25 protein-coding genes and 1 riboswitch are annotated in these 24,802 nt (G+C 69.0%); of the genes, 11 read left to right on the top strand and 14 right to left on the bottom strand.

Annotated elements, in window-relative coordinates; all coding sequences use genetic code 11:
• Positions 1-240 precede the first annotated feature (240 nt).
• Positions 241-1,164 (top strand): hypothetical protein, encoded by a 924-nt coding sequence (locus A5780_RS15615; RefSeq protein WP_063010147.1) that lies wholly within the window; start codon positions 241-243, stop codon positions 1,162-1,164.
• 23 nt (positions 1,165-1,187) lie between these two features.
• On the opposite strand, the gene A5780_RS15610 is transcribed toward A5780_RS15615, so the two are convergent.
• On the bottom strand, positions 1,188-2,009 hold the full coding sequence (locus tag A5780_RS15610) for a DUF1266 domain-containing protein (RefSeq protein WP_231982970.1): 822 nt from the start codon (positions 2,007-2,009) through the stop codon (positions 1,188-1,190).
• 217 nt (positions 2,010-2,226) lie between these two features.
• Here A5780_RS15610 and A5780_RS15605 point away from each other — a divergent pair, with 217 nt between their 5' ends.
• Complete coding sequence (locus A5780_RS15605; protein WP_030517356.1) at positions 2,227-2,475, top strand: DUF2277 domain-containing protein; 249 nt, start codon at positions 2,227-2,229, stop codon at positions 2,473-2,475.
• 4 nt (positions 2,476-2,479) lie between these two features.
• Here the strand turns inward: A5780_RS15605 and A5780_RS15600 are convergent, their stop codons facing one another.
• Positions 2,480-3,874 (bottom strand): CdaR family transcriptional regulator, encoded by a 1,395-nt coding sequence (locus A5780_RS15600; protein ID WP_064908792.1) that lies wholly within the window; start codon positions 3,872-3,874, stop codon positions 2,480-2,482.
• A 468-nt stretch (positions 3,875-4,342) separates the two neighbouring features.
• Between A5780_RS15600 and A5780_RS15595 the strand changes: the two genes are divergently transcribed.
• The 3 genes from A5780_RS15595 to A5780_RS15585 all read left to right on the top strand — a co-directional run bounded on the left by A5780_RS15595 (position 4,343) and on the right by A5780_RS15585 (position 8,643).
• Complete coding sequence (locus tag A5780_RS15595) at positions 4,343-5,878, top strand: aldehyde dehydrogenase family protein (protein WP_227463121.1); 1,536 nt, start codon at positions 4,343-4,345, stop codon at positions 5,876-5,878.
• Positions 5,875-6,714 (top strand): SDR family oxidoreductase, encoded by an 840-nt coding sequence (locus tag A5780_RS15590; protein WP_063010153.1) that lies wholly within the window; start codon positions 5,875-5,877, stop codon positions 6,712-6,714. The genes A5780_RS15595 and A5780_RS15590 overlap by 4 nt, the downstream gene beginning before the upstream one ends.
• 552 nt (positions 6,715-7,266) lie before the next feature.
• Positions 7,267-8,643, top strand: coding sequence for an amidase (locus A5780_RS15585; protein ID WP_369829529.1), 1,377 nt, complete (start codon positions 7,267-7,269; stop codon positions 8,641-8,643).
• 22 nt (positions 8,644-8,665) lie between these two features.
• Here the strand turns inward: A5780_RS15585 and A5780_RS15580 are convergent, their stop codons facing one another.
• The 5 genes from A5780_RS15580 to A5780_RS15560 all read right to left on the bottom strand — a co-directional run bounded on the left by A5780_RS15580 (position 8,666) and on the right by A5780_RS15560 (position 14,187).
• Positions 8,666-9,547, bottom strand: coding sequence for a LysR family transcriptional regulator (locus tag A5780_RS15580; protein ID WP_030517361.1), 882 nt, complete (start codon positions 9,545-9,547; stop codon positions 8,666-8,668).
• Between the two features lie 376 nt (positions 9,548-9,923).
• Positions 9,924-10,478, bottom strand: coding sequence for a hypoxanthine phosphoribosyltransferase (hpt, locus tag A5780_RS15575; RefSeq protein ID WP_030517362.1), 555 nt, complete (start codon positions 10,476-10,478; stop codon positions 9,924-9,926).
• Between the two features lie 24 nt (positions 10,479-10,502).
• On the bottom strand, positions 10,503-11,435 hold the full coding sequence (gene tilS / locus A5780_RS15570; protein WP_064908819.1) for a tRNA lysidine(34) synthetase TilS: 933 nt from the start codon (positions 11,433-11,435) through the stop codon (positions 10,503-10,505).
• A gap of 173 nt (positions 11,436-11,608) precedes the next feature.
• Positions 11,609-12,745 (bottom strand): zinc-dependent metalloprotease, encoded by a 1,137-nt coding sequence (locus tag A5780_RS15565; protein WP_082856671.1) that lies wholly within the window; start codon positions 12,743-12,745, stop codon positions 11,609-11,611.
• Positions 12,746-12,759: 14 nt separating this feature from the next.
• A complete protein-coding gene (locus tag A5780_RS15560) occupies positions 12,760-14,187 on the bottom strand; it encodes a D-alanyl-D-alanine carboxypeptidase/D-alanyl-D-alanine-endopeptidase (protein WP_064908790.1) in 1,428 nt (475 codons plus the stop codon).
• A gap of 268 nt (positions 14,188-14,455) precedes the next feature.
• On the opposite strand from A5780_RS15560, the gene ppa reads away from it, so the two are divergent.
• Positions 14,456-14,947, top strand: a complete 492-nt coding sequence (ppa, locus tag A5780_RS15555) for an inorganic diphosphatase (protein ID WP_064908787.1) — start codon at positions 14,456-14,458, stop codon at positions 14,945-14,947.
• 129 nt (positions 14,948-15,076) lie between these two features.
• Here the strand turns inward: ppa and A5780_RS15550 are convergent, their stop codons facing one another.
• A complete protein-coding gene (locus A5780_RS15550) occupies positions 15,077-15,898 on the bottom strand; it encodes a crotonase/enoyl-CoA hydratase family protein (RefSeq protein ID WP_064908786.1) in 822 nt (273 codons plus the stop codon).
• 185 nt (positions 15,899-16,083) lie between these two features.
• Here A5780_RS15550 and A5780_RS15545 point away from each other — a divergent pair, with 185 nt between their 5' ends.
• Positions 16,084-16,548, top strand: coding sequence for a flavin reductase family protein (locus A5780_RS15545; protein WP_082856681.1), 465 nt, complete (start codon positions 16,084-16,086; stop codon positions 16,546-16,548).
• A gap of 107 nt (positions 16,549-16,655) precedes the next feature.
• A riboswitch (SAM riboswitch) is annotated at positions 16,656-16,769 on the top strand.
• Positions 16,770-16,816: 47 nt separating this feature from the next.
• Positions 16,817-18,283 (top strand): aminotransferase class V-fold PLP-dependent enzyme, encoded by a 1,467-nt coding sequence (locus A5780_RS15540; RefSeq protein WP_082976500.1) that lies wholly within the window; start codon positions 16,817-16,819, stop codon positions 18,281-18,283.
• Between the two features lie 16 nt (positions 18,284-18,299).
• Here the strand turns inward: A5780_RS15540 and A5780_RS15535 are convergent, their stop codons facing one another.
• The 4 genes from A5780_RS15535 to A5780_RS15520 all read right to left on the bottom strand — a co-directional run bounded on the left by A5780_RS15535 (position 18,300) and on the right by A5780_RS15520 (position 20,054).
• On the bottom strand, positions 18,300-18,488 hold the full coding sequence (locus A5780_RS15535) for a hypothetical protein (RefSeq protein WP_030517370.1): 189 nt from the start codon (positions 18,486-18,488) through the stop codon (positions 18,300-18,302).
• 29 nt (positions 18,489-18,517) lie between these two features.
• Positions 18,518-18,970: a DUF2752 domain-containing protein gene (locus tag A5780_RS15530; protein WP_082856673.1), complete on the bottom strand. Its 453-nt coding sequence runs from the start codon at positions 18,968-18,970 to the stop codon at positions 18,518-18,520.
• A 64-nt stretch (positions 18,971-19,034) separates the two neighbouring features.
• Positions 19,035-19,412: a glyoxalase superfamily protein gene (locus A5780_RS15525; protein WP_082976491.1), complete on the bottom strand. Its 378-nt coding sequence runs from the start codon at positions 19,410-19,412 to the stop codon at positions 19,035-19,037.
• Between the two features lie 18 nt (positions 19,413-19,430).
• Positions 19,431-20,054 carry a TetR/AcrR family transcriptional regulator gene (locus A5780_RS15520; protein WP_156769511.1) on the bottom strand — a complete coding sequence of 208 codons (624 nt, stop codon included), beginning with the start codon at positions 20,052-20,054 and terminating at the stop codon, positions 19,431-19,433.
• A 99-nt stretch (positions 20,055-20,153) separates the two neighbouring features.
• On the opposite strand from A5780_RS15520, the gene A5780_RS15515 reads away from it, so the two are divergent.
• Together A5780_RS15515 and A5780_RS15510 are read left to right on the top strand one after the other, a co-directional pair.
• On the top strand, positions 20,154-20,942 hold the full coding sequence (locus A5780_RS15515) for an SDR family oxidoreductase (RefSeq protein WP_063010161.1): 789 nt from the start codon (positions 20,154-20,156) through the stop codon (positions 20,940-20,942).
• A gap of 172 nt (positions 20,943-21,114) precedes the next feature.
• Positions 21,115-21,630, top strand: coding sequence for a L,D-transpeptidase (locus A5780_RS15510; RefSeq protein ID WP_051041826.1), 516 nt, complete (start codon positions 21,115-21,117; stop codon positions 21,628-21,630).
• A gap of 34 nt (positions 21,631-21,664) precedes the next feature.
• On the opposite strand, the gene A5780_RS15505 is transcribed toward A5780_RS15510, so the two are convergent.
• Positions 21,665-22,009, bottom strand: coding sequence for a YrdB family protein (locus A5780_RS15505; protein WP_030517376.1), 345 nt, complete (start codon positions 22,007-22,009; stop codon positions 21,665-21,667).
• 237 nt (positions 22,010-22,246) lie between these two features.
• Positions 22,247-22,609, bottom strand: a complete 363-nt coding sequence (locus tag A5780_RS15500; RefSeq protein ID WP_039775672.1) for a metalloregulator ArsR/SmtB family transcription factor — start codon at positions 22,607-22,609, stop codon at positions 22,247-22,249.
• A 94-nt stretch (positions 22,610-22,703) separates the two neighbouring features.
• On the opposite strand from A5780_RS15500, the gene A5780_RS15495 reads away from it, so the two are divergent.
• On the top strand, positions 22,704-24,662 hold the full coding sequence (locus A5780_RS15495) for a heavy metal translocating P-type ATPase (RefSeq protein WP_146102165.1): 1,959 nt from the start codon (positions 22,704-22,706) through the stop codon (positions 24,660-24,662).
• The last annotated feature ends 140 nt before the right edge of the window (positions 24,663-24,802 follow it).

Below are 24,802 nucleotides of genomic sequence, written 5' to 3'. Positions count from 1 at the left end.
TATCCATACCGGCACCGACCGGGTCGGGCAGAACGGATGCGGACAAGCCACGTTACCGCGTACGGTCTACTCGATACATCGCGCAGTTCGGCAGCTGATGCAGTTCAACAGGTAAACGGTCGGAGAACGCTGGTGGTTCCCGGCCTATCGGGCGATCACGTCACGGTGTCCGTCCAAGTGGTCCCAATCATGGCATGCACGACCTATTGTGAGCGACAACACAGGACGAACGCAGGGGGTATGGACATAGTCGAGCTACGGACACCCACAGCGATACTGCGCCACGGCGGCGGGCGACTCCAGGTTCTGCGGCCGGGCACCGATGGCGAGCGGGTGCTCGACGTACCGGTGTCGGACCTGCTCAAGGTCCGGCTGAACCGGCGCGCCGACGACGCCGTCGTGATCGAGATCTATCTGCGTTATCCGAGTCCGGTCCTCACCGGCGTCCCGGCCGACCGCACCCCGCTCCCGGTGCTGATCGCCGAACACGACGTACCGGCCGCGACCGTGATCGTGGAGCGGATCAACTCCCAGATCCTGTCCACCCAGCGCATCGATATGTCGGCCCCCGATCTGGTGCCTCCCGCGCCGGTCTGGGGCAAGACCGGGCCGACCCGGGCCGACGTGGACCGCGCGGTCCGGCGGATGGCGCCGCGGCGCGAGACCCGCGCGGCCGCCGGAGCGCTGCACACGATGGTCACACCTGAGGAATTCATGTTGGAGACGGCGATGGTCACCGCGGTCCCGCCGGCCGGACGGGGGCGCGGGCTGATGGCCGTCACCACCGACCGGGTGCTGCTGCTCTCGATCGGATCCACTCCCCGCTACGCGCACGAGATGCCGGTTTCCGCGCTGATCTCGGCCGAGGTCGGCAAGGGTTCGGGCGACGAGCCGGGTGGTGATTACGGCATCGACCTCACCGACGGCAACCGGACGCTGAGTTTTCTGGGGACCGACCGGGCCGATACCGATCGGATCGTCGGCGCGGTGAATTTCGCGATTCAGCGCGAGTCCGCCGACGGCGCCGTAGCGCCGCCGGACCCCGGTGTGGCACAGCTGTATTCGGAGTGGGAACTGCTGGTCGAGCGTCATTCACTGGCGATGGTCGACGATGCGCAGTTCCAGCGCTACGGCCGCGGGATCCTGCGCTCGCTCCCCGACTGAGACGCGCTACTCGCCTTGGAGTGCTACTCCCCTTGGAGTGCGATGCGCCGCCACGGACTGGTCGGCCGCATCCATAGTCGAACCAGTTCGAGCCGCCGATCGGTGCCGCCGGACTTGAGTTCGGCCAGATCCTCGCAGGCCTGCCAGTAGGTCCAGCCGGTGAGATAGGCGTCGCCGAACTGCCGCCAATTGCGGTAGCGCTTCTGCGCCGGCGGCAGGGCGCGCATCACATAATCCCAGGCGGTATCGGCCTTGAGGTAGCCGGCGGTGAAGGCCATTCGTGCCACCGCCACCACCCGGGCGAGGTCCCAGGCCTGGATATCGGCCGGCAGCGGTTGCACCAGATGGCCGGTCAGATCGAGTTTGATCGCCTGGGACCAGATGTCGTAGTCGCGAACCAGCGCCTCCGGATTGTCCATTCCCCGGAACGCCCCGACCTGCCGCAGGAACGCGCGATGCCGATCGGCGCGTTCACCGAAGCGGTCGCGTTCGGGCGAGTTGAGGGCCGCGTTGACCAGCGGATGGACCAATGCGTACAGGGGCGCGTGCATCCCTTCGAGCAACTGTTCCATCGACGCCATCGCCTCGGTCCCGTCGGTGATTCCCCAGGCTCCGGTCAGGGTGTCGATGGCCAGTTCGCGGCGGTCGCCGAGCGGATGTTCCCGCTCGGGCCCGAGCAACAGCGCGTCGTGGAACGCGTCCCAGCGGGCGGAATAGAACGCCCCCAGGGACAGCGCGCGCAATTCGTCGTCGGAAACCTGAGCGCCGGACCAGTGGTCGTCCTCGCGCTCGTCCAGTTCCGGGTAGGGGAATGTGGTCAGGGTCGGCATGTCGCGGGCAGCCATGGTTCCGATTGTGTCGTATCGGCGATGCGGGAGTTCGATTATCTCCCGATGCCGTGTCGACTGTGACCCGCACGATTCGCCGCGTTCACCGATCGGGGCGCTCTAGAGGCGGATTTCGAGGCTTCTGGACGCTTCGTCGCAGTCCGATACACACATTTTTCACATTTGCCGTTTCATCGGGCGCCGCAAGCCCCTACCTAGGGCTACTCTCGGCGCCATGAGCAACATCACCGTGCTGCGCGGGCTCGAACCCCGTGCCACCGAGCAGGAAATCTTTGCTGCCGCACAGGAATACGTGCGGAAGGTGGGTGGCCTGACCGGTCTGTCGTATGTCACGAAGCCGGCCTTCGACAAGGCGGTGGCCGCGGTGGCGGCGGCAACGACGACGTTGCTGGCGGAACTGCCCGACCATCCGGTGACCGCGGCGGCGGAACCGCCGTTGCGCGCGACCGGAGACCGGGTCTGAGCGCTCACACCCCGTAGACCGCGACGCATTCCAGCGCGAGCTCGAGTCGCAGCCCGCATTCCTCGATGCGGCGCCCGAGCGTTTCCTCGATGCGCTGAACGCGGTAGCGGACCGTGTTCTTGTGCACACCCAGGCGCGCCGCCGCGCCCTCCGGGCTGCGGTGGCAGCGCAGATAGGCGAGCAGCGTCTCGCGCAGCCGCGCCGAACTCGCATCCGGCGCGGCCAGCGGTCCGAGCTCCCGCCGGATCAGCGCACGCATCGCCGCGACGTCCGCACCGGCCAGATATGCCGGTTCGACCTGCGCGTACGGCAGCACCCGGCCGAGTTCGACGGCCGCGCGCTCGGCCACCTGCCGGGCCGCGATCGCCTCGCGGTGGCTCTGCCGGAACCCCGCCACGCCCGTCCCGGACGAACCCAGTGTGAGGCGCATCGGGGCGGCGACGATATCCGCGGCGACCGCCGCGACCGCCTCGGCATCGGCCGCGATCCACGCCCACAGCGCCGCCGATCCGGCCGGGACGGTGAGGACGCCGACCCCGCCGAGCGCGTTGGCCAGCCGCGTGGCCGTACGTTCCAGCCGCCCGAGTTCGTCGCTGCCACCCGCCAGCCGGTCGTCACCCGGGGCACGCTCCCCCGCGCGGCCATCGTTTCCTGCGACTGCATTACCGGGCAGCCCGGTCGGGGCATCCTCGCCGTCGCCCGCGCCGGGGGCGTCGATCCAGCCGGCGAACCCGTCCGCCGCGGCGGACAGCAACGCAGCGGCCCCGCGCGCGGCGGGATCGGTCCACAGCACGATCGCGACCTGGCGTTGCGCGAGGCGGAAACCCAGCCGCGCCGAGGCGTAGTCCGCGTCGACATCCTCCCCCGACAACAAGGTGCGCACGATTTCGGTGCGCTGGTTGAGCGCAGCGCGCAGACCGCGCTCCCGCTCCTGCATATAGGTGTCGGTCAACGCCTCGACGGAGGTGTTGACCCAGCGGGTGGAGCGCTCGAACAGCCGGATCAGCGCCGAGCGTTCGAACTGCTCGGGCAGTCGGCGCTCGTCGATCACCTCGGTCATGTAATCGTTCGCGGCCTCCTGGCCGGCGTGGTAGACCCGCAGCAGCAGCCGCAGGTCGTAGCCACGGCGGGCCAGAGTGCGCGCGAACGCGTGTGCCTGCTCGGGAACCGCGTAGTCCATCGCGTCCTGGGTGAGACCGCTGAGCACCGCCAGGGCATGCGCCCGGGTGCTGGATTCCAGGTCGCGGCGCAGATCACGATCGGTCAGCTCCGGTACGCGGCCGATGATCTGCGCGTCGAGCCGGGCCACCATCTGTTCGAGGGTCTCCCCGCGCAGTGTCTCGGCGACGAAATCGGCCATCCACTGCCGCACCGCCACATCGGACGCAGCTGTCGCCATCACCGATCCCCCTCCGTCACACGATCTCGTTCCGCAGCCGCCGACCACCTGTCACCGGCGGCGAAAAGTTGTGCTCTGGTGCCAAATTCCGCGCGAGTCCTTGACCGCAAAGACCAAGCAGCGCGCGATTCATTGTGACACGATCATAGATCAGTGAAGTGATTCACAATGTCAACCGTTCGCAGCGCAGCGCACGTGGGGAGAGACAGCATCGTGCCGAATACCGAACCGTCACCCGGCGAATCCACGGCCGGGAAGCCGACCGGCGCCGACAAGCCGGCCGCCCGCAAGACCGCAGGCCGCACCGCGGCCAAGAAGACGCCCGCGAAGTCGGCGGCCAAGTCCGCCCCGGCCGCGAAGTCGAGCACCCCTGCGAAGTCGCGCACCGCGGCCGCCGAGAAATCGGCACCGGCCGCCGCCGAGCAGGCCTCCTCATCCGGGCCGCAGGCGAGGGCGGTCGCGACCGCGGTGGCCACCGAGATCGAGGTACGCAACCCCGCGACCGGCGAGCTGGTGGGCACCGTCCCCGCCGAATCGGCCGACGCGGTGGCCGCCAAGGTGCGCGAATTGCGGCTCTACCAGCCCGAATGGGAGGCCATCGGGCCGGAGGGCCGCAAGGAATGGCTGCTGAAGCTGCAGGACTGGATCATCGATCACACCGATCATCTCGCCGATGTGCTGCAGTCGGAAACCGGCAAGGCCCGCGTCGACGCGCTGATCGATCCGAGCTTCTCGGTCGACCTCACCGGCTATTACGCCCGGCGCGCAGGCAAATTCCTCTCCGACGAACATCCCTCCCCGCACAGCCCGCTGGCCCGGGTCAAGAAGCTGACCACCGCCTACCGGCCCTATCCCGTGGTCGGTGTGATCACGCCGTGGAACTTCCCGCTGGCGATGCCGGTGATCGACGTGATTCCGGCGCTGGCCGCGGGTGCGGCGGTCGTCCTCAAGCCTTCCGAGGTGACTCCGCTGTCCGCACTGGAACTGGCGCGCGGCTGGTCCGAAATCGGTGCGCCGCCGGTGCTGGCCGTGGTGACCGGCGCCGGCGAGACGGGTGCGGCGGTCGTCGACAACGTCGACTACGTGCAGTTCACGGGGTCGACGAAGACCGGTAAGCGGATCGCCGCCGCCTGCGTGGAGCGGCTCATCCCCTACAGCCTGGAACTCGGCGGCAAGGATCCGGCGATCGTGCTGGCCGATGCCGATATCGACCGCGCCGCCTACGGCGTCGCGTTCGGCGGCCTGTTCAACGCCGGGCAGGTGTGCATCTCGGTCGAGCGTGTCTACGTCGAGGCGCCGATCTACGACACCTTCGTCGAGAAGCTGGCCGCGCACGTGCGCGAACTGCGGCAGGGCGCCGACGGCCGGGAGCCGAAATACGATGTCGGCGCGCTGGCCAACGACGCGCAGAAATCCATCGTCACCGACCACGTCGAGGATGCGATCGCCAAGGGTGCGCGGGCCGTGACCGGCGGCAAGGCCACCGGTGTGGGCACCTTCTACCAGCCGACCGTGCTGGCCGACGTCGACCACTCGATGAGCTGTATGACCGAGGAGACCTTCGGCCCCACCATCCCGGTGATGAAGGTCGCCGATGAGGCCGAAGCCGTTCGGCTGGCCAACGATTCGATCTACGGCCTGTCCGCGTCGGTGTGGACCGGCGACAAGGCGCGCGGGGAACGCATTGCGCGTCAGCTGAATGCGGGCGCGGTGAATATCAACGACGTCTTCGCCAACATGTTCAGCTTCGCGCTGCCCATGGGCGGCTGGCAGCAGTCCGGTGTGGGCGCGCGCTGGGGCGGCGCCGACGGCGTGCGCAAATACTGCCGCAAACAGGCCATCACCGTGCCGATCCTGCCCACGCAGGAAAAAGAACTCATGTGGTTCCCGTACAACACCACCAAACTCGGATTCGCGCTGGCCGCGATGCGCGCCGCGGGTGCGCGTGGCATGCGCCGGCTGGGTATCAAGGACATGCTCGACACGGTCGGAGGGAAGAAGTGACCGACTTCGGCAAGATCAACGGCAAGGTCGTCGTCATCACGGGCGGTGCCCGCGGTATCGGCCTGGCGACCGCGACGCGGCTGCAGCAACTCGGAGCGAAGATCGCCATCGGCGACGTGGACGAGACGGCCGTCAAACAGTCCGGCACCGACCACGATTTCGACCACTACGGCCGAGTGGACGTGACCGACCAGCAGTCGTTCAGCAGTTTCCTCGACGAGGTGGAACGGGCGCTCGGCCCGATCGATGTGCTGATCAACAATGCCGGCATCATGCCCACCGGCAAGGTGGTCGACGAACCGGATGCGCTGACCCGCCGCATCATCGACATCAATGTCTACGGCGTCATCCTCGGCTCGAAGCTGGCGCTGGCCCGGATGCTGCCGCGGCGCAGCGGCCACATCATCAACATCGCCTCCCTCGCCGGGGAGACCCACATCCCCGGCCTGGCGACCTACAACGCCACCAAACACGCGGTCCTGGGCTTCACCGACACGCTGCGGGAGGAGTACCGCGATACCGGCGTGTCGTTCTCCTCGGTGCTGCCGACGCTGACGAACACCGAACTGGGATCGGGTGTTTCGGCGCCGAAGCTGATGCGCCCGGCCGAGCCGGAGGAGATCGCCGAGGCCATCGCGAAACTCCTGGTGGCGCCGAAGTCGAAGGTGCGCGTGACCAGGGTGGCCGGCGCCATCTCGCAGGTGGTCGGGTTGCTGCCGGAATCGGTGGGCGATGCGATCGGGCGTGCCCTGGGCGCGCAGCAGACCTTCCTCGGCGACGTCGATTCGGCGGCCCGCAAGGCGTACGAGGAACGGGTCCGCAGCGGAACCGAATAGCGCGGAGCGAAACGAGCTGTCCGGCCGCGGTGTCCAGTGGCGCCGCGGCCACCGTGCATTCGACGTCGACGCGGTCGTGGTTTCGCGGCACCATCCGCCACGCCCTGTGATCATCGACGGTGTGCATCGCCGAAAGTGATAACTTGCGCGACAACATCGAAACAGCCCATATCGACCACAACGCGACGGGGGCTTTGACATATGCACAACGAGGGCACCGCACTAGCCGACGCGATATCGAACGCCGTCTCGCGCGCCACCCGGGAGGTAGCAGTGGACGCAGACGAAACCACCGGTACGGAAGCAGCGGTTCCGGGCTCCGGTTCCGAATCCGAAACAGCTGAGCTCCAGCAGGATTCTCCTGCCGACGCCGAGGCGACCGCCCCGGCCGACCCGTCGCGATCGCCCACCGCCGCAGTACCGGCGGAGGACGCAGCCACCGTGAAGGCACAGGCCGCGCCCCCTGAGCACCCCGGCGACACCGGGCAGTCGGCGGACCCGGCCCAGCGGCCCGACGCGCCCGCGCGGCCGGCGGACGTCGAGCCGCTCCCCGTGGGCGATGCCGCGGACCCCGCCGAGACCGTCCCGAACCCGGCGACATTGACGACCGCCACCGCGATCGCCGCCGCGGTGCGCGACGGTCTGGTCACCGCCGGGCAGGTCGTCGACGCCGCGCTGGATCGCATCGCCGGAGGCGATACGCGAGTAGGCGCCTTCCACACCGTCCGCGCGGAGCGGGCACGGGCCGAGAGCCGGGCCCTGGCCGACCGCGCGGATCTCGACATCCTCCCGCTGGCCGGCGTTCCCGTCGCGGTGAAGAACAACATCGATGTGGCCGGTGAGATCACGGCCGCGGGGTCGCGCGCCGGGTCGGGCGTCCCCGCCGGCTCGGATCATCCGGTGGTGCGGCGGTTGCGCGCCGCGGGCGCGGTCGTGGTCGGTCTGACCGAGATGCCGGAGGGCGGGCTCTGGGGCACCTCCGACACGCCCGAGCGAATTGTGCGTTCTCCGTGGAATATTCGCTACAGCGCCGGCGGCTCCTCGGGTGGGTCGGGCGCCGCGGTCGGCGCCGGACTCGTGCCGGTGGCCCACGGTAACGACGGACTCGGGTCGGTGCGCATACCCGCCGCGTGCTGCGGCGTATTCGGCATCAAGCCGGGGCGCGGCGTGGTCCCGGCCCAGGTCGGTGTCGACTCCTGGAGCGGCATGACCGAGAACGGAGTGCTCGCGACCACGGTCACCGATGCGGCACTCATGCTTTCGGTGCTGGCCGACCGGCCCGCCCTGGCCGATCTGGAACCGCCGACGCCGCTGCGCATCGCGATCGCGACCGGATCGCCGTCCCCGCTGGTACGGGTGGACAAGCATTGGGCGGCGGCCGCGCAGACCGCCGCCCGGCTCGCCGGGGAGGCCGGCCACGGCGTCGCTCCCGCCGCACTGCCCTACCAGGGCGCCACCACCGCGCTGGCGTGGCGCTGGCTGGCCAATGCGGCGCGCGAGGCCGGTGCGGTGGCGAATCCGGAACTGCTGCAACGCCGCAGCCGCGTGCATATCGCGCTGGGCCGGGCGGTGCTGAGGGCCGGTCTGGTCCGGCCGAATCAGGTCGATCGGCTCGAGGCGCGGCTGCTCGACTTCTTCGAGCAGCACGATGTGGTGATCACCCCGACCCTGGCCGCCCCCGCTCCTGCGGCACGCAACTGGCACGCCCGCGGCTGGCTGGCCAATGTCGTTGCCAACGTTCGCTTCTCGCCGTTCACGCCGCTGTGGAATCTGGTCGGCTGGCCCGCGGCGAGCGTCCCGATGGGACTGCATCCGCGCACCGGGACGCCGGTGGCGGCACAGCTGGCCGGGCCACCCGGCAGTGAATCGACGCTGCTGCGGCTGGCCGCCCAGTTGGAGGCGGCCCAGCCCTGGCAACGCACCGCCTGACAGCGCCTATCGTTCGGTCGCGTTATCGGTCGTCTTCGACGACGGAGAAGCCCCCGGCGACAACGCGATTGGCGAAGTCGAGAATGGTCGGCCGGTCGTCGTCCGCGCGCCACACCATCGCGAGTTCGCACGGCGCGAGGCCGGCGACCGGGCGGGCGGTGAGCCCGGGCCATCGATACATCGGCACGTTGTTCTCGGCCAGCAGGCAGACCCCGAGTCCGAGGCTGACGGCCTCGAGCCGCTCCTCGGCCGTGGCGGCCTCGCCGCCGATCTTGGCCTGGCGGCCGCCGCGGGCGTCGCCGCCGAGCCAGAAGTCGCGTGCCGCACCGGCTTCGGCGGGCATCGCGATGAACGGTTCGTCGATCAGATCGGCGAATTCGATCGTCTCCTGATCGGCCAGCCGGTGATTTTCCGGGAGAAGCACCCACCTCGCCTCGGTGCGCAGCACCTGCCAGCGGTAGCGCCCGGAATCGGGCACCGGCAGCCACATCAACGCCAGATCGGCCTGCCGGCCCGCGAGGCCGCTGGAGGGATCGGTCCACGATGCCGAATGCAGCGCCAGCCGATGTCCGCTGGCACTTTCCAGTTCGGCGATCAGACCGCGTCCGATCGAGCTCTGGATACCGACCCGCAACACCTCGCCGGCTTCCTGGAGAGCCACGTTGGTGACCTCCCAGAGCTCCAGGATGCGGCGGGCGCCCTCGAGCAGCTCTTTACCGGCGACGGTCAGCGCCACGCTGCGCTGATTGCGATCGAACAGGACGACGTCGAGCTGACGCTCGAGCTGGCGGATCTGCCGCGACAGGGTGGGTTGAGCGATGTGCAGCCGCTGGGCGGCATTGGTGAAATGCAGTTCCTCAGCGACGGCGACGAAGTACCGCAGGTCGCGCAAATGCGGGTCCATAGCACCTTGCTATCAGAATCGGTCTTGGAAATCCAGCCGCTTTAGACCTTCGAGTCCGAATAGAGGGTCAGAAACAGCCAAACGGTTTGTTACCGACAGCATAGGGCTCCGCCATAACTCCAGCACAATCGCCTCGGAAAATTTCCAGCGAACGCGACTGTCGTCGCCGAGAGCCGATGAAACGACTTCACCGCGCGCGACGACCAGCGGTGATGTCACTTTCGGCGCAGCGCGTAGATCTCCGTCGCCGAGACGGCCCACTATCCGGGCCGACCAGCAACTTCCATCGATAGCGATTGCGCAGGGAACATCTTCAAACGGTGATTTTCGCCACAGTCCGGCGGAATTCGGTCACCAATTCGGTCATGTGCCCAGTTCAGGCGCTGTAGACCCGCGGGTTCAAGGTGCCGATGTAGGGCAGATCGCGGTAACGCTCGGCGTAGTCCAGTCCGTACCCGACGACGAATTCGTTCGGGATGTCGAAGCCGACGTGCGCGACCTCGATGTGGGTGCGCAGGGCATCGGGCTTGCGCAGCAACGTCACCACCTCCAGCGAGGCGGGGTTGCGGCTGGAGAGGTTTCGCATGAGCCACGACAGCGTGAGACCGGAGTCGATGATGTCCTCGACGATCAGCACGTTGCGCCCGGCGATGTCCTTGTCCAGATCCTTCAGAATCCGGACCACGCCCGAGGACGAGGTGGACGACCCGTACGACGAGACGGCCATGAACTCCATCTGCGTCGGGATCGGCAGCGCCTGCGCCAGCTCGGTCATGAAGAAGATCGCACCCTTGAGCACGCCGACCAGCAGCAGATCACCCTCGGGCGCGTCGGGGGGATATCGCTTCGCGATCAGTTCGGCCAGCTCGTCGACCTTGGCTCGGATCTGCTCCTCGGTGATCAGCACCGACGCTATGTCGTCCCCGTACACGTGTGCTGGCTTCCCTTCGGGTCGTTATCGTGCAAACGCCAACGTCAGCCTGCCACGTTCGCGCCTGGCAACCAACCTGATCCCCGGCATTCCTCCGCCGACCGCGACGCCGCCCTGGCCGTGCCACTCGGTAATCAAGGACTCGACCGCGCGTAAATGCTTGTCCGTCAAGGCTTTTGCACCGCCGTCGAGCAGCCAGGCCCGGATGACACGCCGACGAATCGCGGACGGCATCGTGGCGAGTGTCTCGACCGACAGTGACGAACCATCACGCGCGTCGATCAGCAATCGATCGGCAATCGCATCGAGCGCCTCGCCGTCCTCGCGCAGGTGCGCGGCCGTGCGAGCCAGCGCCGGCGCCACACCCCCACCCAGGACCTCTTCCAGCAGCGGGAGCACCTCGGTCCGCAGCCGGACACGGGTGAATTCGGGGGCGGCGTTGTGCGGATCCTCGTGCGGCACCAGGCCCAGATCCCGGCACATCTCCCGAGTGACCGCGCGCCGCACACCCAGCAGCGGCCGGCCCCAGGGCTCGTCGAATTCCGTCATCCCGCGAATCGAACGCGGACCCGATCCGCGCGCCAATCCGAGCAGCACGGTTTCCGCCTGGTCGTCGAGGGTGTGCCCGAACAGCACCGGGAGCCCGGCGCGCGCCGCGTCCAGGGCCCGATAGCGCGCCTCCCGGGCGGCGGCTTCCGGGCCACCCGCGCCGCTCACCCGCACCCGGCACACCCGCGCGGATCGGCATACCAGTCGCCGGGCGACGGCGGCCGCCTCGGCGGCGACCTCCGCGGACCCGTCCTGCAGCCCGTGGTCCACGATGAGCGCGTCGACCGCCGCGGCCTCGGCCACCGCCGCAGCCGTCAGTGCGAGCGAATCCGCCCCGCCGGAGAGCGCGACGGCAACCACTCCGTCCGGCGCGTAGCGCACAAGCCAATCCCGCACCGCGTGCCGCATGACCAAGACGGCTCGGGTCTCGGGCAACCGTGCCGGCTCCACTGCCCGCGCCTCCTGTGCGCCCAGCCGGACCGGCTCGGACGCCGACGGCGATTGCGCATGGTCGGGCGATCGGATCTGCGCCGCCGACACCGGATCCGTTCTCGGCGCCTCCGCGGGCAGATCCGCCGGGTTCATCCCAGGACTCGGTCGATCCATCGTTGCGGGGTGCTGATCTCGTCGGGCCGGGGCAGGGTGTCGGCGTCGGTCCAGACGGTGTTGAACCGCTGCATGCCGACCTTGCCGACGACCTCGTCGACGAATGCCTTGCCGCGCACGTACTGCGCGACCTTCGCATCGACGCCGAGCAGGGCACGCAACAGGCGCTGGACCGGATTGGCCGGGCGCCGCCGGCGCTGATCGAAGGCCTCGCGGATCTGCGCGACGGTGGGGATCACGGCCGGGCCGACGGCATCCATCACGTGGTCGGCATGGCCCTCCAGCAGCGTGCCGAGCATGAGCAGCCGGTCCAGTGCCTCGCGCTGCGGCGGTGGCTGGGTGGCGCGCAGCAGGCCGAGGATGCCGCGATCGGCCGGATCGTCGCTGACACCGTTGTCGCGCCGGCGGCGTAACTCCTCCATCAGCCGGGTCAGCACCTCGTTCACCGATTCGTCGCCGACGGCGCCGAGAGTGTCGACGTTGCTCTTCATGTAGTCGCCCAGCCAGGGCGCCGAGGAGAACTGCACCCGATGCGTCACCTCGTGCAGGCACACCCACAGCCGGAAGTCGCTGGGCGAGACGCCGAGCGCGCGTTCCACCGCCATGATGTTGGGGGCGACCAGCAACAGGGTGCCGTCCGGCCCGCTGAACGGGTCGTATTGGCCGAGGATCGCGGTGGACAGGAAGGCCAGCATCGCCCCGGCCTGAACACCGGCCGGTTTCCCGGCGAAACGGCCGCGCTCGTCGTCGGCGGACCCGGTGAGTTCGGACATGGATTCGGCGGCCGCGCGGATCCAGCCGCGGCGATCGACGATCGTGGCCTGCGGAACGGGCTGGTCGTCGAGGAGCAGACTCACCTCGCGCACCGGGCCCTCGGCCCGCACGGACGCCTCGGACAGTTCCTGGACGACCTGTTCGGCCGAATACCGCGTGGTGCGGGGACCGGACGGCACGACGGCGCTACCGGCGCGTGCGGCCAGCTGCCAATCGACCGAGCCGGCCAGCACCGAGCGCTTCGCGGCCGAGTTCGTCGCCACCTCCACGGGTTCGCGACCGGCGACCGCGGCATCGTCGGCGGTACGGCCATCGGCGGGGTCACCGGATCCGGTCATCGCATTTCCACCCGTCAGGAGCATCCACAGTTGCGAAGCGTGGTGGCGACGGCGTCCAATGCCGGACGGCTGGCCTCGGGGGGCCGATCGTTCGACATCAGCGCGAAGGTCATGACCCGGCCGTCGCGATCCAACACATATCCAGCCAACGCGCTCGACACGGACAGAGTTCCGGTCTTGGCGCGCACCCAGCCCGCTCCGGAGCGTTCGGGGCCGCCGTCGACGAACCGCACGGCCAGCGATCCGGTACCGCCGGCGACCGGCAGATAGTCCAGCAGCGGCGCCAGCGGAGAGGCGACCGCGGCGGTGTCACCGGTGTCGACGACCGAGGGCGCGGCGGTCCCGCCCGGATCCGCACCGCCCGGCTGCGCGGACGCGGCCGACTCGGCGATGATCCGGTCGAGCAATCGCGCCGGAACCCGGTCGTCGGTGGACAGTCCGCTGTTGTCGATCTGGGTGACGCCCGCGGTGTCGAAACCCGCCGCCTTCAACGCCGTCAAGGTGGCGGAGGCGGCACCGGCGAACGACTGCTCACCACCGGTCGCCGCGGCGATCTCCCGGCCGATCGTCTCGGCGAGCACATCGTCGGAGTGAATCATCATGTCCCGCAACCGGTCTCGCAGCTGCGCGGATTCCACGTGGGCCAGTTCGGCGGCGCCGGGCGCGGCCTTGCCGAGCCGTACCTTCGCGGGGTCGGCGCCCAGCTCCAGCGCCAGCCGGCGACCCGCGTCCAAGGCGGGAGTGGCCGAACGCGGCGAATATTCGACCAGCGGGTCGAGGCGACCGCCATCGATCATCACCGGTTCGATCGGCGCCCATGAACCGCCCGCGATATCGGCCGGATCCCAGCCGGCCGGTGAGGTCGGGCCGGAATACAGCGAGGTGTCGACGACGACCGTGTCGACCGGATGGCCGGCGGCACGAATCTGGGCCACCAGATCCGACAACTTCGGCCCGTCCGGGTAGTACCCCTTGCCGTCGGCCTGCGCGGTCAGGGTGGGATCGCCGGCGCCGACCAGCACCACCTCACCGGGCGCCGAGCCGGCCACCACCCGGGTGGTGAGCCGATGATCCGGCGGCAGGACCAGCAGGGCCGCCGCCGTGGTCATGACCTTGAGGGTGGACGCCGGGATCATCGGCTTGTCCGGATCGGCGCTCCACAGCGTGGCGCGGGTGTCGGGGTCGGAGATCGATCCGGCGAAATTGCCCAGGTCCGGACTGGTCGCCACATGGGACAGGGCATCGGCCAGGCCCTGGCGGCTGGGTTCGGGCGCATTCGCCGAGGCGGGATTCAGCTGCGGAAAAGGCTTCACGGGGGCCGGGGGTGCGGCTATCGTCAAACCCCCGTGCCGGAATTCCTCGGTCCACGGGCGCACCGTCACCAGGGCGACCGTGGCCACGACGACGGCGACAACGGTTGCGACCAGCACCGCGACCCACATATTGCGGCGTCGGCGAGCGGCCAGCCCACCGATGTTCTTCCTACCTCGACCTACCACGTGACAGCTGTCTCCCTATTCACCCGTGTGAGGCGGACGCTCCCTGCCGCACCCATGCGCGCATCGACCACACTATCCTCACCTCGCCGGCGTTCCACCGAACGAGCTGGCGAGTCGGCAGCCCACCGAACCGGTCGGCGAGTCGGCCGCGGCACACGCCGGCGAGCAGCCGTACCGCATCAACGCATACGCATCGGACGAAGGAGATGACGTGGAGTTCGACGTCACCATCGAGATCCCCAAGGGGCAGCGCAACAAGTACGAGGTCGACCACGAGACGGGTCGGGTGCGGCTGGACCGCTACCTCTACACCCCGATGGTCTACCCGGCCGACTACGGCTACATCGAGAACACCCTGGGCTCCGACGGCGACCCGCTGGACTGCCTGGTGCTGCTGCCCGAGTCGGTGTTCCCCGGCGTGATCGTCGAGGCCCGTCCGGTGGGTGTGCTGCTGATGAGCGACGAGGCCGGCGGCGACGAGAAGGTTGTCGCGGTTCCGTCCGGTGACAAGCGCTGGGATCACATCCAGGATGTCAACGACATCCCGGAGTTCGAGCGCAAGGCCATCGAGCACTTCTTCGAGCACTACAAGGACCTCGAGCCCGGCAAGTGGGTCAAGGTCGACGGCTGGGACGGCCGGGCCAAGGCCGAGACTCTCGCCGATGAGGCGTTCAAGCGGCTGCAGGAGCAGGGCGGGCACTGAGTGCCGCCGGCGACCCGTGCCGCCGGGCCGCCGGGCATCCCTACCGAGCGAGGGCGCTCGCGGGCGTATGCGTCCCGCGGGCGCCCTCGCCGATTCGGCAGCCGTGTCGGCAGGCCGCCGGCTCGAGCGCTACTTGCCCTGGAACTTCGGCTTGCGCTTCTCGAAGACGGCCTGGATCGCCTCGGTCAGATCCTCCGAGGGCAGGAAGGCCGCGTTCCACGCCGACACGTACCGCAGCCCGTCGGCCACCTTGCCGGCCTTGGGCTGATCGAGCACGTCCTTGATGCCCTGCACGACCAGCGGCGGGTTCGCGGCGATCTCCTCCGCCAGCGTGTGCGCGGCGGCCAGTACCGCCTCCTGGTCGGGGTAGACGTCGTTGATCAGGCCGATCTTCTCCGCGCGCGCGGCGTCGATGTCCTTGCCGGTGTAGGCGAGCTCGCGCACATGGCCCTCGCCGATGATGCCCGGCAACCGGTGCAGCGACCCGATGTCGGCGACGATGGCGACCTTGGCCTCGCGCAGGCTGAAGCTGGCCTCCGCGCTGGCCAGGCGGATATCCGCGGCGGCGATCAGATCGAGTCCGCCGCCCACGCACCAGCCGGAGATCGCGGCGATCACGGGTTTGCGGCAGTCGGCGACCGCGGTCACCGAGGCCTGCATGCGCCGGATCTCGTAGAGGAAATCGGTGCGCGGTGCGGCCAGGGCCTTCTCGGCCAGCAGCGGACCGAAGGTCGGGCTCATCGCGGGCAGATCGAGACCGTAGGAGAAGTGCTTACCGGAACCGGTGAGCACGATCGCGCGGATCTCCGGATCGGCGTCCAGCTCGCCGAAGATCAGCGGCAACTCACTCCAGAAATCCGGGCCCATGGCATTGCCCTTGCCGGGTCCGGTCAGCGTCACTCGCGCGACGTGACCGGTGCGCTCGACGTCGAAAGCCTTCCAATCACTCATTCGTACAGCGTATCGGGGCAGTTCGGCGGCACCGGGACAGCGGTCGGGATTGCGGGAGAGCGGGCAGGACGTAGGTTGGAAGCGTGAGCAGTTCCCAGCGACCCGACGCCGAGCTGGCCGATCTCGAACCCGAGCGACTCCGACCTCAGCACGACGGCATCACCGCAGCGCAGTACCGAGCCGCCATGCGCCACTACCCCGCAGGAGTGACGATTGTCACCCTGAGCCGGCCGGAACGCCCGGTGGGATTCACCGCCACCTCCTTCGCCTCGCTGTCGCTGGATCCGCCGTTGATCTCGTTCAACATCGCGCACACCTCCTCGTCCATCGACGCGATGACCGAGGCCGATTCGGTCGTCGTGCACTTCCTCGGCGAACATCAACAGCATCTGGCACAGCGGTTTTCGCGTGCCGCCGAACAGCGTTTCGCCGACCCGGAGTTGTGGTCGACGCTCGACACGGGCGAGCCGGTGCTGCACGGCACCCCGATCTGGGTGCGCGCCACGGTGCACCGGCTGATCCCGATCGGCGACCACACCCTGGTCGTCGGACTGGTCACCCGCGTACACGACGACACCGGCGGCGAACCGATGCGCAACCCGCTGCTGTACTACAACGGCACCTATCATCGCCCGGCCGGATTGGACTGAGCCACAAGCTGTTTCACGCATGTCGCGATTGCGGCGCGGCGCGGCGCACCTTCTCGCCGGATGCCGGCGCTTGACAATGCCCGGCGAATTCTGCCAATCTCGGCTCAGGTCACGAGTACCAGCGTCAAGCCCCGGCTAGCTGGTCGGCAACCCTCCTCCGCGGTGGGGTGCTCCGGGTGACGACCTGGCCGCTGCTCGATCGAGCACGGCAAGCGCGGACTCCGATCACCCTCCACATCCGGAGTCCCTGAACAAAGGGATCGTCCCGATGCGTACTGCTGTCTCGACAATTGCCGCCGCCACCGCCGAAACGGTTGTCCCGGAACAGGTTTGCTCTCACCGAGGCTGCGCCTCCCGCTCCGGCGCCGCCTGCACCTGCTCGGCGCCGGACTGCGCCGGCAATGCCACCCGTTCCTGCCGCACCGGTGAACCGATCGCGCGCGTCTCCGGGTGCGATCTACGAGTTCCGTTGGTACAGGGCGGTTTCCGTACCTACGCGAACTTCGACTACGCCGCCAGCGCGCCCGCCCTGGCCCAGGTCACCGACCGTGTGAACGAGCTGCTCCCCTCTTACGCCAGCGTGCACCGCGGCGCCGGATACGCCTCCCGCATCAGCACCGACTGCTACGAGGCGGCACGGGTTTCGGTCGCCCGGGCGGTGAACTGCGCCGACGACCAGGTCGTGGTGTTCACCCGCAACACCACCGACTCCTTGAATCTGCTGGCCTGCTGCGTTCCCGGCGACACCGTGGTGCTCGATATCGAGCACCACGCGAACTTCCTGCCCTGGACGCGCCGCGGCCGCCGGGTGGTCCCCGCCGCCGAGACGATCGCGGAGACGCTGCACCGGATCGAGGCCGAGCTGTGCGCCGAACCGGCTGCGCTGCTTGCGATTACGGGGGCGTCGAATGTGACCGGCGAGGTGCTGCCGCTGGCGGAACCGACCGCACTCGCCCATCGCCACGGCGCCCGCATCCTGGTCGATGCAGCGCAGCTGGCCCCGCACCGCCGAATCGACCTGCAGGCGTTCGCGGAATCCGGCGGAACCGGCATCGACTATCTGGCCTTCTCCGGGCACAAGCTGTACGCGCCCTTCGGCGCCGGTGTGCTGGTGGGTCGGCGGGACTGGCTGGACGCGGCCCCGCCATATCTGGCGGGCGGCGGAGCGGTCACCGCCGTCACCACCGAACAGGCGCACTGGGCGCCCGCACCGCAGCGGCACGAGGCGGGATCACCGAACGTCTTGGGCGCGGCGGCCGTCGCGGCGGCCTGCGAAACGTTGAGCGCCCTCGACGAACAAGCCGTGGTCGAGCACGAACACCACCTGATTCGCCGCCTGCGCGACGGACTGGAAACCGTTGCGGGAGTGCGGCAATTGCGAATCTTCTCCGACAGCGCCGACAGTGTGGGCATCGTGGCGTTCACCGTCGACGGGTTCGAGCCCGGCCGCGTCGCGGCGTATCTGTCGGCCGAATTCGGCATCGGCGTCCGCGACGGGCGATTCTGCGCTCATCCACTGTTGCAGCGGCTGGGCGTCGACGGCGCGGTGCGCGCAAGCGTCGGCCTGGGCACGTCGGTCGCGGATGTCGATCGACTGCTCGAGGCGCTGCGTCGATTGGTTCGAGACGGCGCTGCGTGGAACTACACGTATGCGGGCGGACAGTGGTCGCCTCTGCCGGAGACCCGGCCGGGTTTGACCGAGGCGGCGCACGGCGCGGCGCCGTGCACCCTCTGATCCAGCGCGATCCGATTCACGGCACCAGGTAGCGGGCGGCCAATTCCTCGATCAGCGGATCGCCGTCGGGAACGGACTCGATGGCCTCGAGGTCCTTCTCGATCGCGATCTGGCGCGGGTCGTCCTGCTCGGGGTCCGGCGCGCCGTCCTCGTTCAATTGGCGCAGCATCTTCTCGCGCACCCGAGCCTTCAGTGAATCAGCGATTTCCTGGGTCATACTTCCAGCATGCCCGCCTAGACCGGGGCCAACCAGGTACCCCAGGGGGTGTTGCGGGCGACGGTGAACACCACGAGCAGCCCGATCAACCACCATTGCGCCTGGCCACGAAGGGTAAAGGGAAAGGCGGTGTCGGCTCTGCCGTGCCAGCGGCCCAGGGCCCACCGTCCCCACCACAATGCGAGGGTGAGCAGCAGCGGAAGCACGAAGACATTGCTGTGCAGCGCGTCGAGCACCCGGCCTTCGGTGAGATTGTGCACAGCACGCAATCCACCGCATCCCGGGCACCACCATCCGGTCAGCGCATAGAACGGACAGATCCCGTACGCCCCCTGGCTGTGCGGATCGCGGAAGTGCAGCACCGTAGCCGCGGCGACCACCGCACCGGCCGCCAGCAGCGGCCCGCCCTGAGTGCGCCATCCGGTGCGCGGCACCGACCGTTCGCCGGGCAGCTCGCGCGCGATATCCACAGTGTTCACGGTAATCGGCGGCACGGGTGAGCCGCCAGCCGTCGCCCCACCGCCGGATGTCGGTTCAGGCCGGTTGGGCGAATCGCAGGATGTTGCCGAACGGGTCGGTCACGGCGAAACCCCGGCCGCCGGGGCCGTCGTCCGGGCGCCCGGGTTTGGCGTACCGGTATTCCGCCGCGGCCAACTCGGATTGCCAGGCGTCGATATCGTCCACAGCGATCCACACCACCGATCCCGGCGTGCCGTCGCCGTGATGCTCACTGAGATGCAGCCGGGCCGCCGCGCGCGAAACCTGCGCGTACAGCGGGAAATTCGCGCCGAACCGATGCTCCCAGTCCACGGTGAAACCCAGGAAGTCCAGGTAGAACTCGTAGGCCAGGCCGACGTCGTAGATCCGCAATACCGGTATCGGAGCGGCGAATCCGATCGCGTCGCTGTGCATGGCCCGATCGTCACATATTCACCGGGCCCGCGTCGTGACCGGCGCGGTGAGGGAACCGGCGAGCATGTCGATGACCTGGTCCCAGGCCTCGCGGTCGTCGGCGGCGATCCGGCCCGCCTCGACGGCCCGTTCGTGGTCGGCCAGCAGCGCGAACAGCACCGTGGTGAGACTGCGCAGCCGGCGATGCCGCAGGCGCGGCGGCAGGTCCGAGAGCGCGCGGTCCAGCCCACCCACGATCACCCGCACCGAGGTCCGTTCGGCGCTGTCCAGATTGGCCGCGTCCGACACCGCCGGATGGGTGCGGATCTGTTCGAGAAACCTTGCGTAATAGGAACTCTCGTTCCGCGCTCCCAGTTCGAACATGGGGATGACCAGCGCGTCGAGCAGCGTGTGCACATCGTCGCCGGTCGCGGTCGGCCGCTGCGCCAGCAACTCCAGCCGGCGCACCTCCAGGGTCGCCAGCCGCTGCTCCACCACGGCCTCGACGAGTCCGTCGCGCGAGCCGAAGTGATAGGGGATCGCCGAGTTGTTGCGCTGCCCGGCCGCGGCGGCGATATCGCGCAGCGGGACCAGATATCCCCGCTCGGCGATCAACCGTTCCCCCGCCATCATCAACCGCTCCCGGGCACTTACTGCTTCCACCCTGAGTACGATACGTCCTACCAGCGAATTGAGCACTAGTCCTTGACAGTTAAGAACTAATTCTTAACACTGCGAGGACACCCAACGAGAGGACTAGCGATGATCCTGGACAAATTCCGACTCGACGGCCGGGTCGCCGTCGTCACCGGCGCCGGCCGCGGTATCGGCGCCGCCACCGCCCTCGCCCTGGCCGAGGCGGGCGCCGATGTGGCGATCGCCGCGCGCACCCAGTCACAACTGGACGCGGTCGCCGAGCAGATCCGCGCGACGGGCCGGCGCGCCCTCGCCGTGGCCTGCGATCTGTCGGACCTCGACGCCGTGACGGCACTGGCCGACGCCGCCGCCACCGAGTTCGGCCGCATCGACATCGTGGTCAACAATGTCGGCGGCACCATGCCGAACACCTTCATGACCACCTCGCCGGAATTCCTCGAAGAGGCCTTCCGCTTCAACGTCTCCACCGCGCACGCCCTCACCCGCGCGGCGGTTCCGCACATGCTCGCCGGCGAGGGCGGCTCGGTGGTCAACATCTCCTCGATGATGGGCCGGGCGCCCGGGCGCGGCTTCCTCGCCTACGGCACGGCCAAGGCGGCGCTCGCGCACTGGACCCGGCTGGCCGCCGCGGATCTGTCGCCGCGGATCCGGGTCAACGCCATCGCGGTCGGATCGGTGCTGACCTCCGCACTCGAGGTCGTGGCACAGAATCCCGAGGTCAAGGCGAAGATGGAGGCGGATACGCCGCTGCATCGGCTGGGTGATCCGACCGATATCGCGGCCGGCATCGTCTACCTCTGCTCGCCCGCGGGCAGCTATCTCACCGGCAAGATTCTGGAGATCGACGGCGGTATCGCCGCACCCAACCTGGAACTCGGCCTGCCCGATTTGTGATAACAACGCGGATTCTTCCGTACCATCTGCGCGCTCGGCAGGTCACAATGATCAACTATGCACTGTGATCGAGCACACATCGGTCGCATACGGTGCCGTCCCAGCTTGTCGACGAATGCGCCCGCCGCCCGGCCCGGCCGGACAGCGGGCCGGGTAGAGAGGTCGGACGCATATGAACTGCACGAGCATCACCCGATGGACGATCCGAGCGGCGGCCGCGACGGCGATCGCGGCCGCCGGATTCGCTGTCACGGTGCCCGCGGGCGCCGACCCGGTGTGGCCCGGCGGCCCCGACATCCCCGGCATTCCGCAACTCGTGCCCTCCCCGCCGGGCCAGATCTCGGCTCCTTGTTCGGCCGCGGCGCGCGCGTGCCTGCGGCTGTCGACCAACGAGGGCTGGCTGATGGACAACGGCCGCGTGGTCTACGGCCCGACCCCCATCTCGCACGGGCGGCCCGGGTATGAGACACCGCCCGGCACCTTCCACGTCGCGTTCAAGGAGCCGTACCACTGGAGCACCATGCACAACGCCGAAATGCGTTGGGCCGTCTTCTTCAACGGCGATATCGCCACCCACATCGGACCGATCGAGGAGCAGTCCCACGGCTGCATCCGGATGACGCCCGAAGGCGCCAAGGCCTTCTACGACTACGTCAATCCGGGCGACGTCTTCGAAGTCGTGCCGTGACCGTACGCGCCGGCCCGGATTCCGGGTCGGCGCGCTACGAATTCAGGTGGCCCAGTTTGATCGCCAGCAGATTCGCGATCACGATGCCCGCGAAAACGACCGCGGCCACCCGGTGCCCCAGCCCCCACAGCGCGGCCGCGGCGCCTCCGAACACCACGATCTTGGTGATCACCGCGAGCAGCGGAATATCGAAACTCGCCTTCGGCGCCGCGAACATTCCCCACACCACCGCGGCGGCCAACGGGATGCCCAGCGCCAGAACGACTTTTACCACGGTGTTGTCGCCGACGCGCCAGCCCCACAGTCCCAGCACCACCAGCGCGCCCACCTCCGCGGCGAACGCGACGGTCAGATTGGCCCACTTCCACAGTTCCTGCATGACTGCCCTCTCGCTAGCTTGAGAGCAGCGCTCTCTAATAAGAGCAGTGTGCGCTAGCGCGGAAGCGTTGTCAACCGTTGAGAATTACCGCGCGACGGCGCTGGGAGAGCAGGCCCGACGGGGAGATCGCAGGATCGACCCAATCCGCGCGAGCGAGACCGTCGAAGCGCCGAAATCGACAGGCGCAGACAAGGAAAGCCGGCGAATACACCGGATCACGCCGCCGAAAAGACGTTCTCAGCCGGCCGTTCGCGGTCGATCGGACAGGCCGAGACGCAGGTGCTCGCTGTGATACACCGCCTCGTCGAGCAGCTGTGCGACGTGCGTGTCGTACAGGCTGTAGACGATGCTGCGCCCGGCGCGGGTTCCGGTGACGAGCCCGAGGTTGCGCAGCAGGCGGAGCTGATGAGAGACGGCGGACTGCTCCATCCCCACCGCCTCGGCGAGTTCGGAGACGGGCCGCGACCCCTGGCGCAATTCACTGAGGATCAGCAGCCGGCTCGGCGTCGCCAGGGCTTGCAGGGTGGTCGCCACATGCGCGGCGGACTCACTGTCCAGCCGGGCGATCGGCCGATCGCGGCCCTCGACGCCATGTCCCATAACGGTGAAGTTTAGCGGACCAGGTATACATGAAGACCTCTTCACGTGTTCTGTTATTCTCAGGTTGCCCGCTCCCGATCCTCGGAGGTTTTTCGTGTCAGCACCGGCCGCCACGCGTCCCGCCGCGCTCACGGCGATACCCGCGCGGCGGACCCGACTGTTCGCACTTCCCGAAATCCGTTGGGCCGCAGCGGCTCTCCTGCTCTTCGCGATCGGCTCGGTGGCCCGGATCCTGCACACACCCCCCGAGGTGTGGTGGTCGCTCTATCTGGCCTGCTACCTCACCGGCGGCTGGGAACCCGCCCTGGCCGGAGTGCGCGCCCTGCGCGAAAGGACGCTGGACGTCGATCTGCTGATGGTGGTGGCCGCGATCGGCGCCGCCGCGATCGGGCAGGTCACCGACGGCGCGCTGCTGATCGTCATCTTCGCCACCTCGGGCGCGCTGGAGGCGTTCGCGACCGCGCGCACCGAGGATTCGGTGCGCGGACTGCTCGATCTGGCACCCGACACCGCCACCCGAATCGACGACGGTGTCGAAACGATCGTCAGGGCAGCCGATCTCGCGGTGGGCGATGTGATCCTGGTCCGCCCCGGCGATCGCATCGCGGCCGACGGCACGGTCGTCGCGGGCGCGAGCGAAGTCGATCAGGCGACCATCACCGGTGAGCCCATGCCGGTCGACAAATCGCCCGGTGACGACGTGTTCGCCGGCACCTCGAACGGCACCGGTGTCCTGCGGGTGCGGGTCGGTCGCCGCGCCGAGGACTCCGTCGTGGCCCGGATCGCCGCCCTGGTCGAACAGGCCGGCCGGACGAAGGCGCGGGCGCAGCTGTTCATCGAGAAGATCGAGCAGCGTTATTCGGTGGGCATGGTCGCGGTGACGCTCGCGGTCTTCGCCGTGCCACTGTTCTTCGGTGCGGCGCTGCGGGATTCGCTGCTTCGCGCCATGACGTTCATGATCGTCGCCTCGCCGTGCGCGGTGGTGCTGTCCACCATGCCGCCCCTGCTCGCCGCGATCGCCAATGCCGGCCGGCACGGCGTCCTCGTGAAATCGGCGGTCGTGATGGAACGGCTGGGCAGCACCACCCGCGTGGCCTTCGACAAGACCGGCACGCTCACCCGCGGCGTGCCCGAACTCACCGACATCCGTGTGCTGCCCGATTGCCCGGGCACGGCGGAGGAGGTCTTGCGCTGGGCCGCTGGTGCGGAATATTCCAGCGAGCATCCGCTGGCCACCGCGGTCGTCCGGGCCGGTCGCGAGCGCGGACTCACGCTGCCGTCCGTCGAGGACTTCAGCGCGCAGCCCGGACGCGGGGTCACCGCCACGGTGGACGGCCACCGCATCGAGGTGGGATCGCCTGCTGCGCTTCTGGATTCGGCCGACGCCGCTGCCGCGGCAGTCGTCGCCGAGATACAGAACGCGGGGCACACCGCTGTGCTCGTGCGGCGGGAGCGCCGAACGATCGCGGTTCTCGGCATCACCGATCAGACGCGCCCCGAAGCAGCCGATTCCGTCGACGCTCTCACCGAAATCACCGGAGCCGCACCGGTTCTGCTCACCGGCGACAATCTCGCCGCCGCCCGACAGCTCGGCGCCCGCCTCGGACTCACCGACATCCGGGCCGACCTGCTGCCGGAAGGTAAGGTCGCCGCGATCGCGGAACTGGAAGCCGCGGGCGACCGCGTCACCGCCGTGGGCGACGGTATCAACGACGCGCCCGCGCTCGCCGCCGCCCACGCCGGAATCGCCATGGGCGGCAACGGATCCGACCTCACCCTGCACACCGCGGACGCAGTCGTCATCCGCGACGACCTGACCACCGTCCCCGCGGTCATCGCCCTGTCCCGTCGCGCGCGCCGCGTCGTGGTCGCCAACCTGATCATCGCCGCGACCTTCATCGCCGTCCTGATCACCTGGGATCTCGTCGGCCACCTTCCGCTACCGCTGGGCGTCGCCGGTCACGAGGGTTCCACCGTCATCGTCGGCCTCAACGGTCTGCGCCTGCTGCGCAGCCGCGCCTGGGAGAGCGGGACGGCACGCCGGGCCGATTGACGGCTTCGCCGGGCTCGGCCGATCCGCCGATCGCGCCACCCCACCGCAGCGAGAGGCGCATACTGGTCGAGCGCGCATGGTGCGGCGGGCGGGGCGAACCCACCGCCGGGGTATCTCGTTTCAGAGGCAGAACGTTCCCG

This window comes from Nocardia sp. 852002-20019_SCH5090214 (assembly GCF_001665865.1).
GTDB lineage: Bacteria > Actinomycetota > Actinomycetes > Mycobacteriales > Mycobacteriaceae > Nocardia > Nocardia nova.
The sequence above is the reverse complement of the archived record's forward strand: the minus strand, read 5'-3'. Positions and strand labels throughout refer to the sequence as shown.

Bases quoted from the DNA above. Each gene is read 5' to 3' on its own strand.
- A5780_RS15615 (WP_063010147.1), top strand. From the start codon at position 241: ATGGACATAGTCGAGCTACGGACACCCACAGCGATACTGCGCCACGGC.
- A5780_RS15610 (WP_231982970.1), bottom strand. From the start codon at position 2,009: ATGGCTGCCCGCGACATGCCGACCCTGACCACATTCCCCTACCCGGAA.
- A5780_RS15605 (WP_030517356.1), top strand. From the start codon at position 2,227: ATGAGCAACATCACCGTGCTGCGCGGGCTCGAACCCCGTGCCACCGAG.
- A5780_RS15600 (WP_064908792.1), bottom strand. From the start codon at position 3,874: ATGGCGACAGCTGCGTCCGATGTGGCGGTGCGGCAGTGGATGGCCGAT.
- A5780_RS15580 (WP_030517361.1), bottom strand. From the start codon at position 9,547: ATGGACCCGCATTTGCGCGACCTGCGGTACTTCGTCGCCGTCGCTGAG.
- tilS (WP_064908819.1), bottom strand. From the start codon at position 11,435: ATGCGGCACGCGGTGCGGGATTGGCTTGTGCGCTACGCGCCGGACGGA.
- A5780_RS15565 (WP_082856671.1), bottom strand. From the start codon at position 12,745: ATGACCGGATCCGGTGACCCCGCCGATGGCCGTACCGCCGACGATGCC.
- A5780_RS15560 (WP_064908790.1), bottom strand. From the start codon at position 14,187: ATGTGGGTCGCGGTGCTGGTCGCAACCGTTGTCGCCGTCGTCGTGGCC.
- A5780_RS15550 (WP_064908786.1), bottom strand. From the start codon at position 15,898: ATGAGTGATTGGAAGGCTTTCGACGTCGAGCGCACCGGTCACGTCGCG.
- A5780_RS15545 (WP_082856681.1), top strand. From the start codon at position 16,084: ATGCGCCACTACCCCGCAGGAGTGACGATTGTCACCCTGAGCCGGCCG.
- A5780_RS15540 (WP_082976500.1), top strand. From the start codon at position 16,817: ATGCGTACTGCTGTCTCGACAATTGCCGCCGCCACCGCCGAAACGGTT.
- A5780_RS15525 (WP_082976491.1), bottom strand. From the start codon at position 19,412: ATGCACAGCGACGCGATCGGATTCGCCGCTCCGATACCGGTATTGCGG.
- A5780_RS15515 (WP_063010161.1), top strand. From the start codon at position 20,154: ATGATCCTGGACAAATTCCGACTCGACGGCCGGGTCGCCGTCGTCACC.
- A5780_RS15510 (WP_051041826.1), top strand. From the start codon at position 21,115: ATGAACTGCACGAGCATCACCCGATGGACGATCCGAGCGGCGGCCGCG.
- A5780_RS15505 (WP_030517376.1), bottom strand. From the start codon at position 22,009: ATGCAGGAACTGTGGAAGTGGGCCAATCTGACCGTCGCGTTCGCCGCG.
- A5780_RS15500 (WP_039775672.1), bottom strand. From the start codon at position 22,609: ATGGGACATGGCGTCGAGGGCCGCGATCGGCCGATCGCCCGGCTGGAC.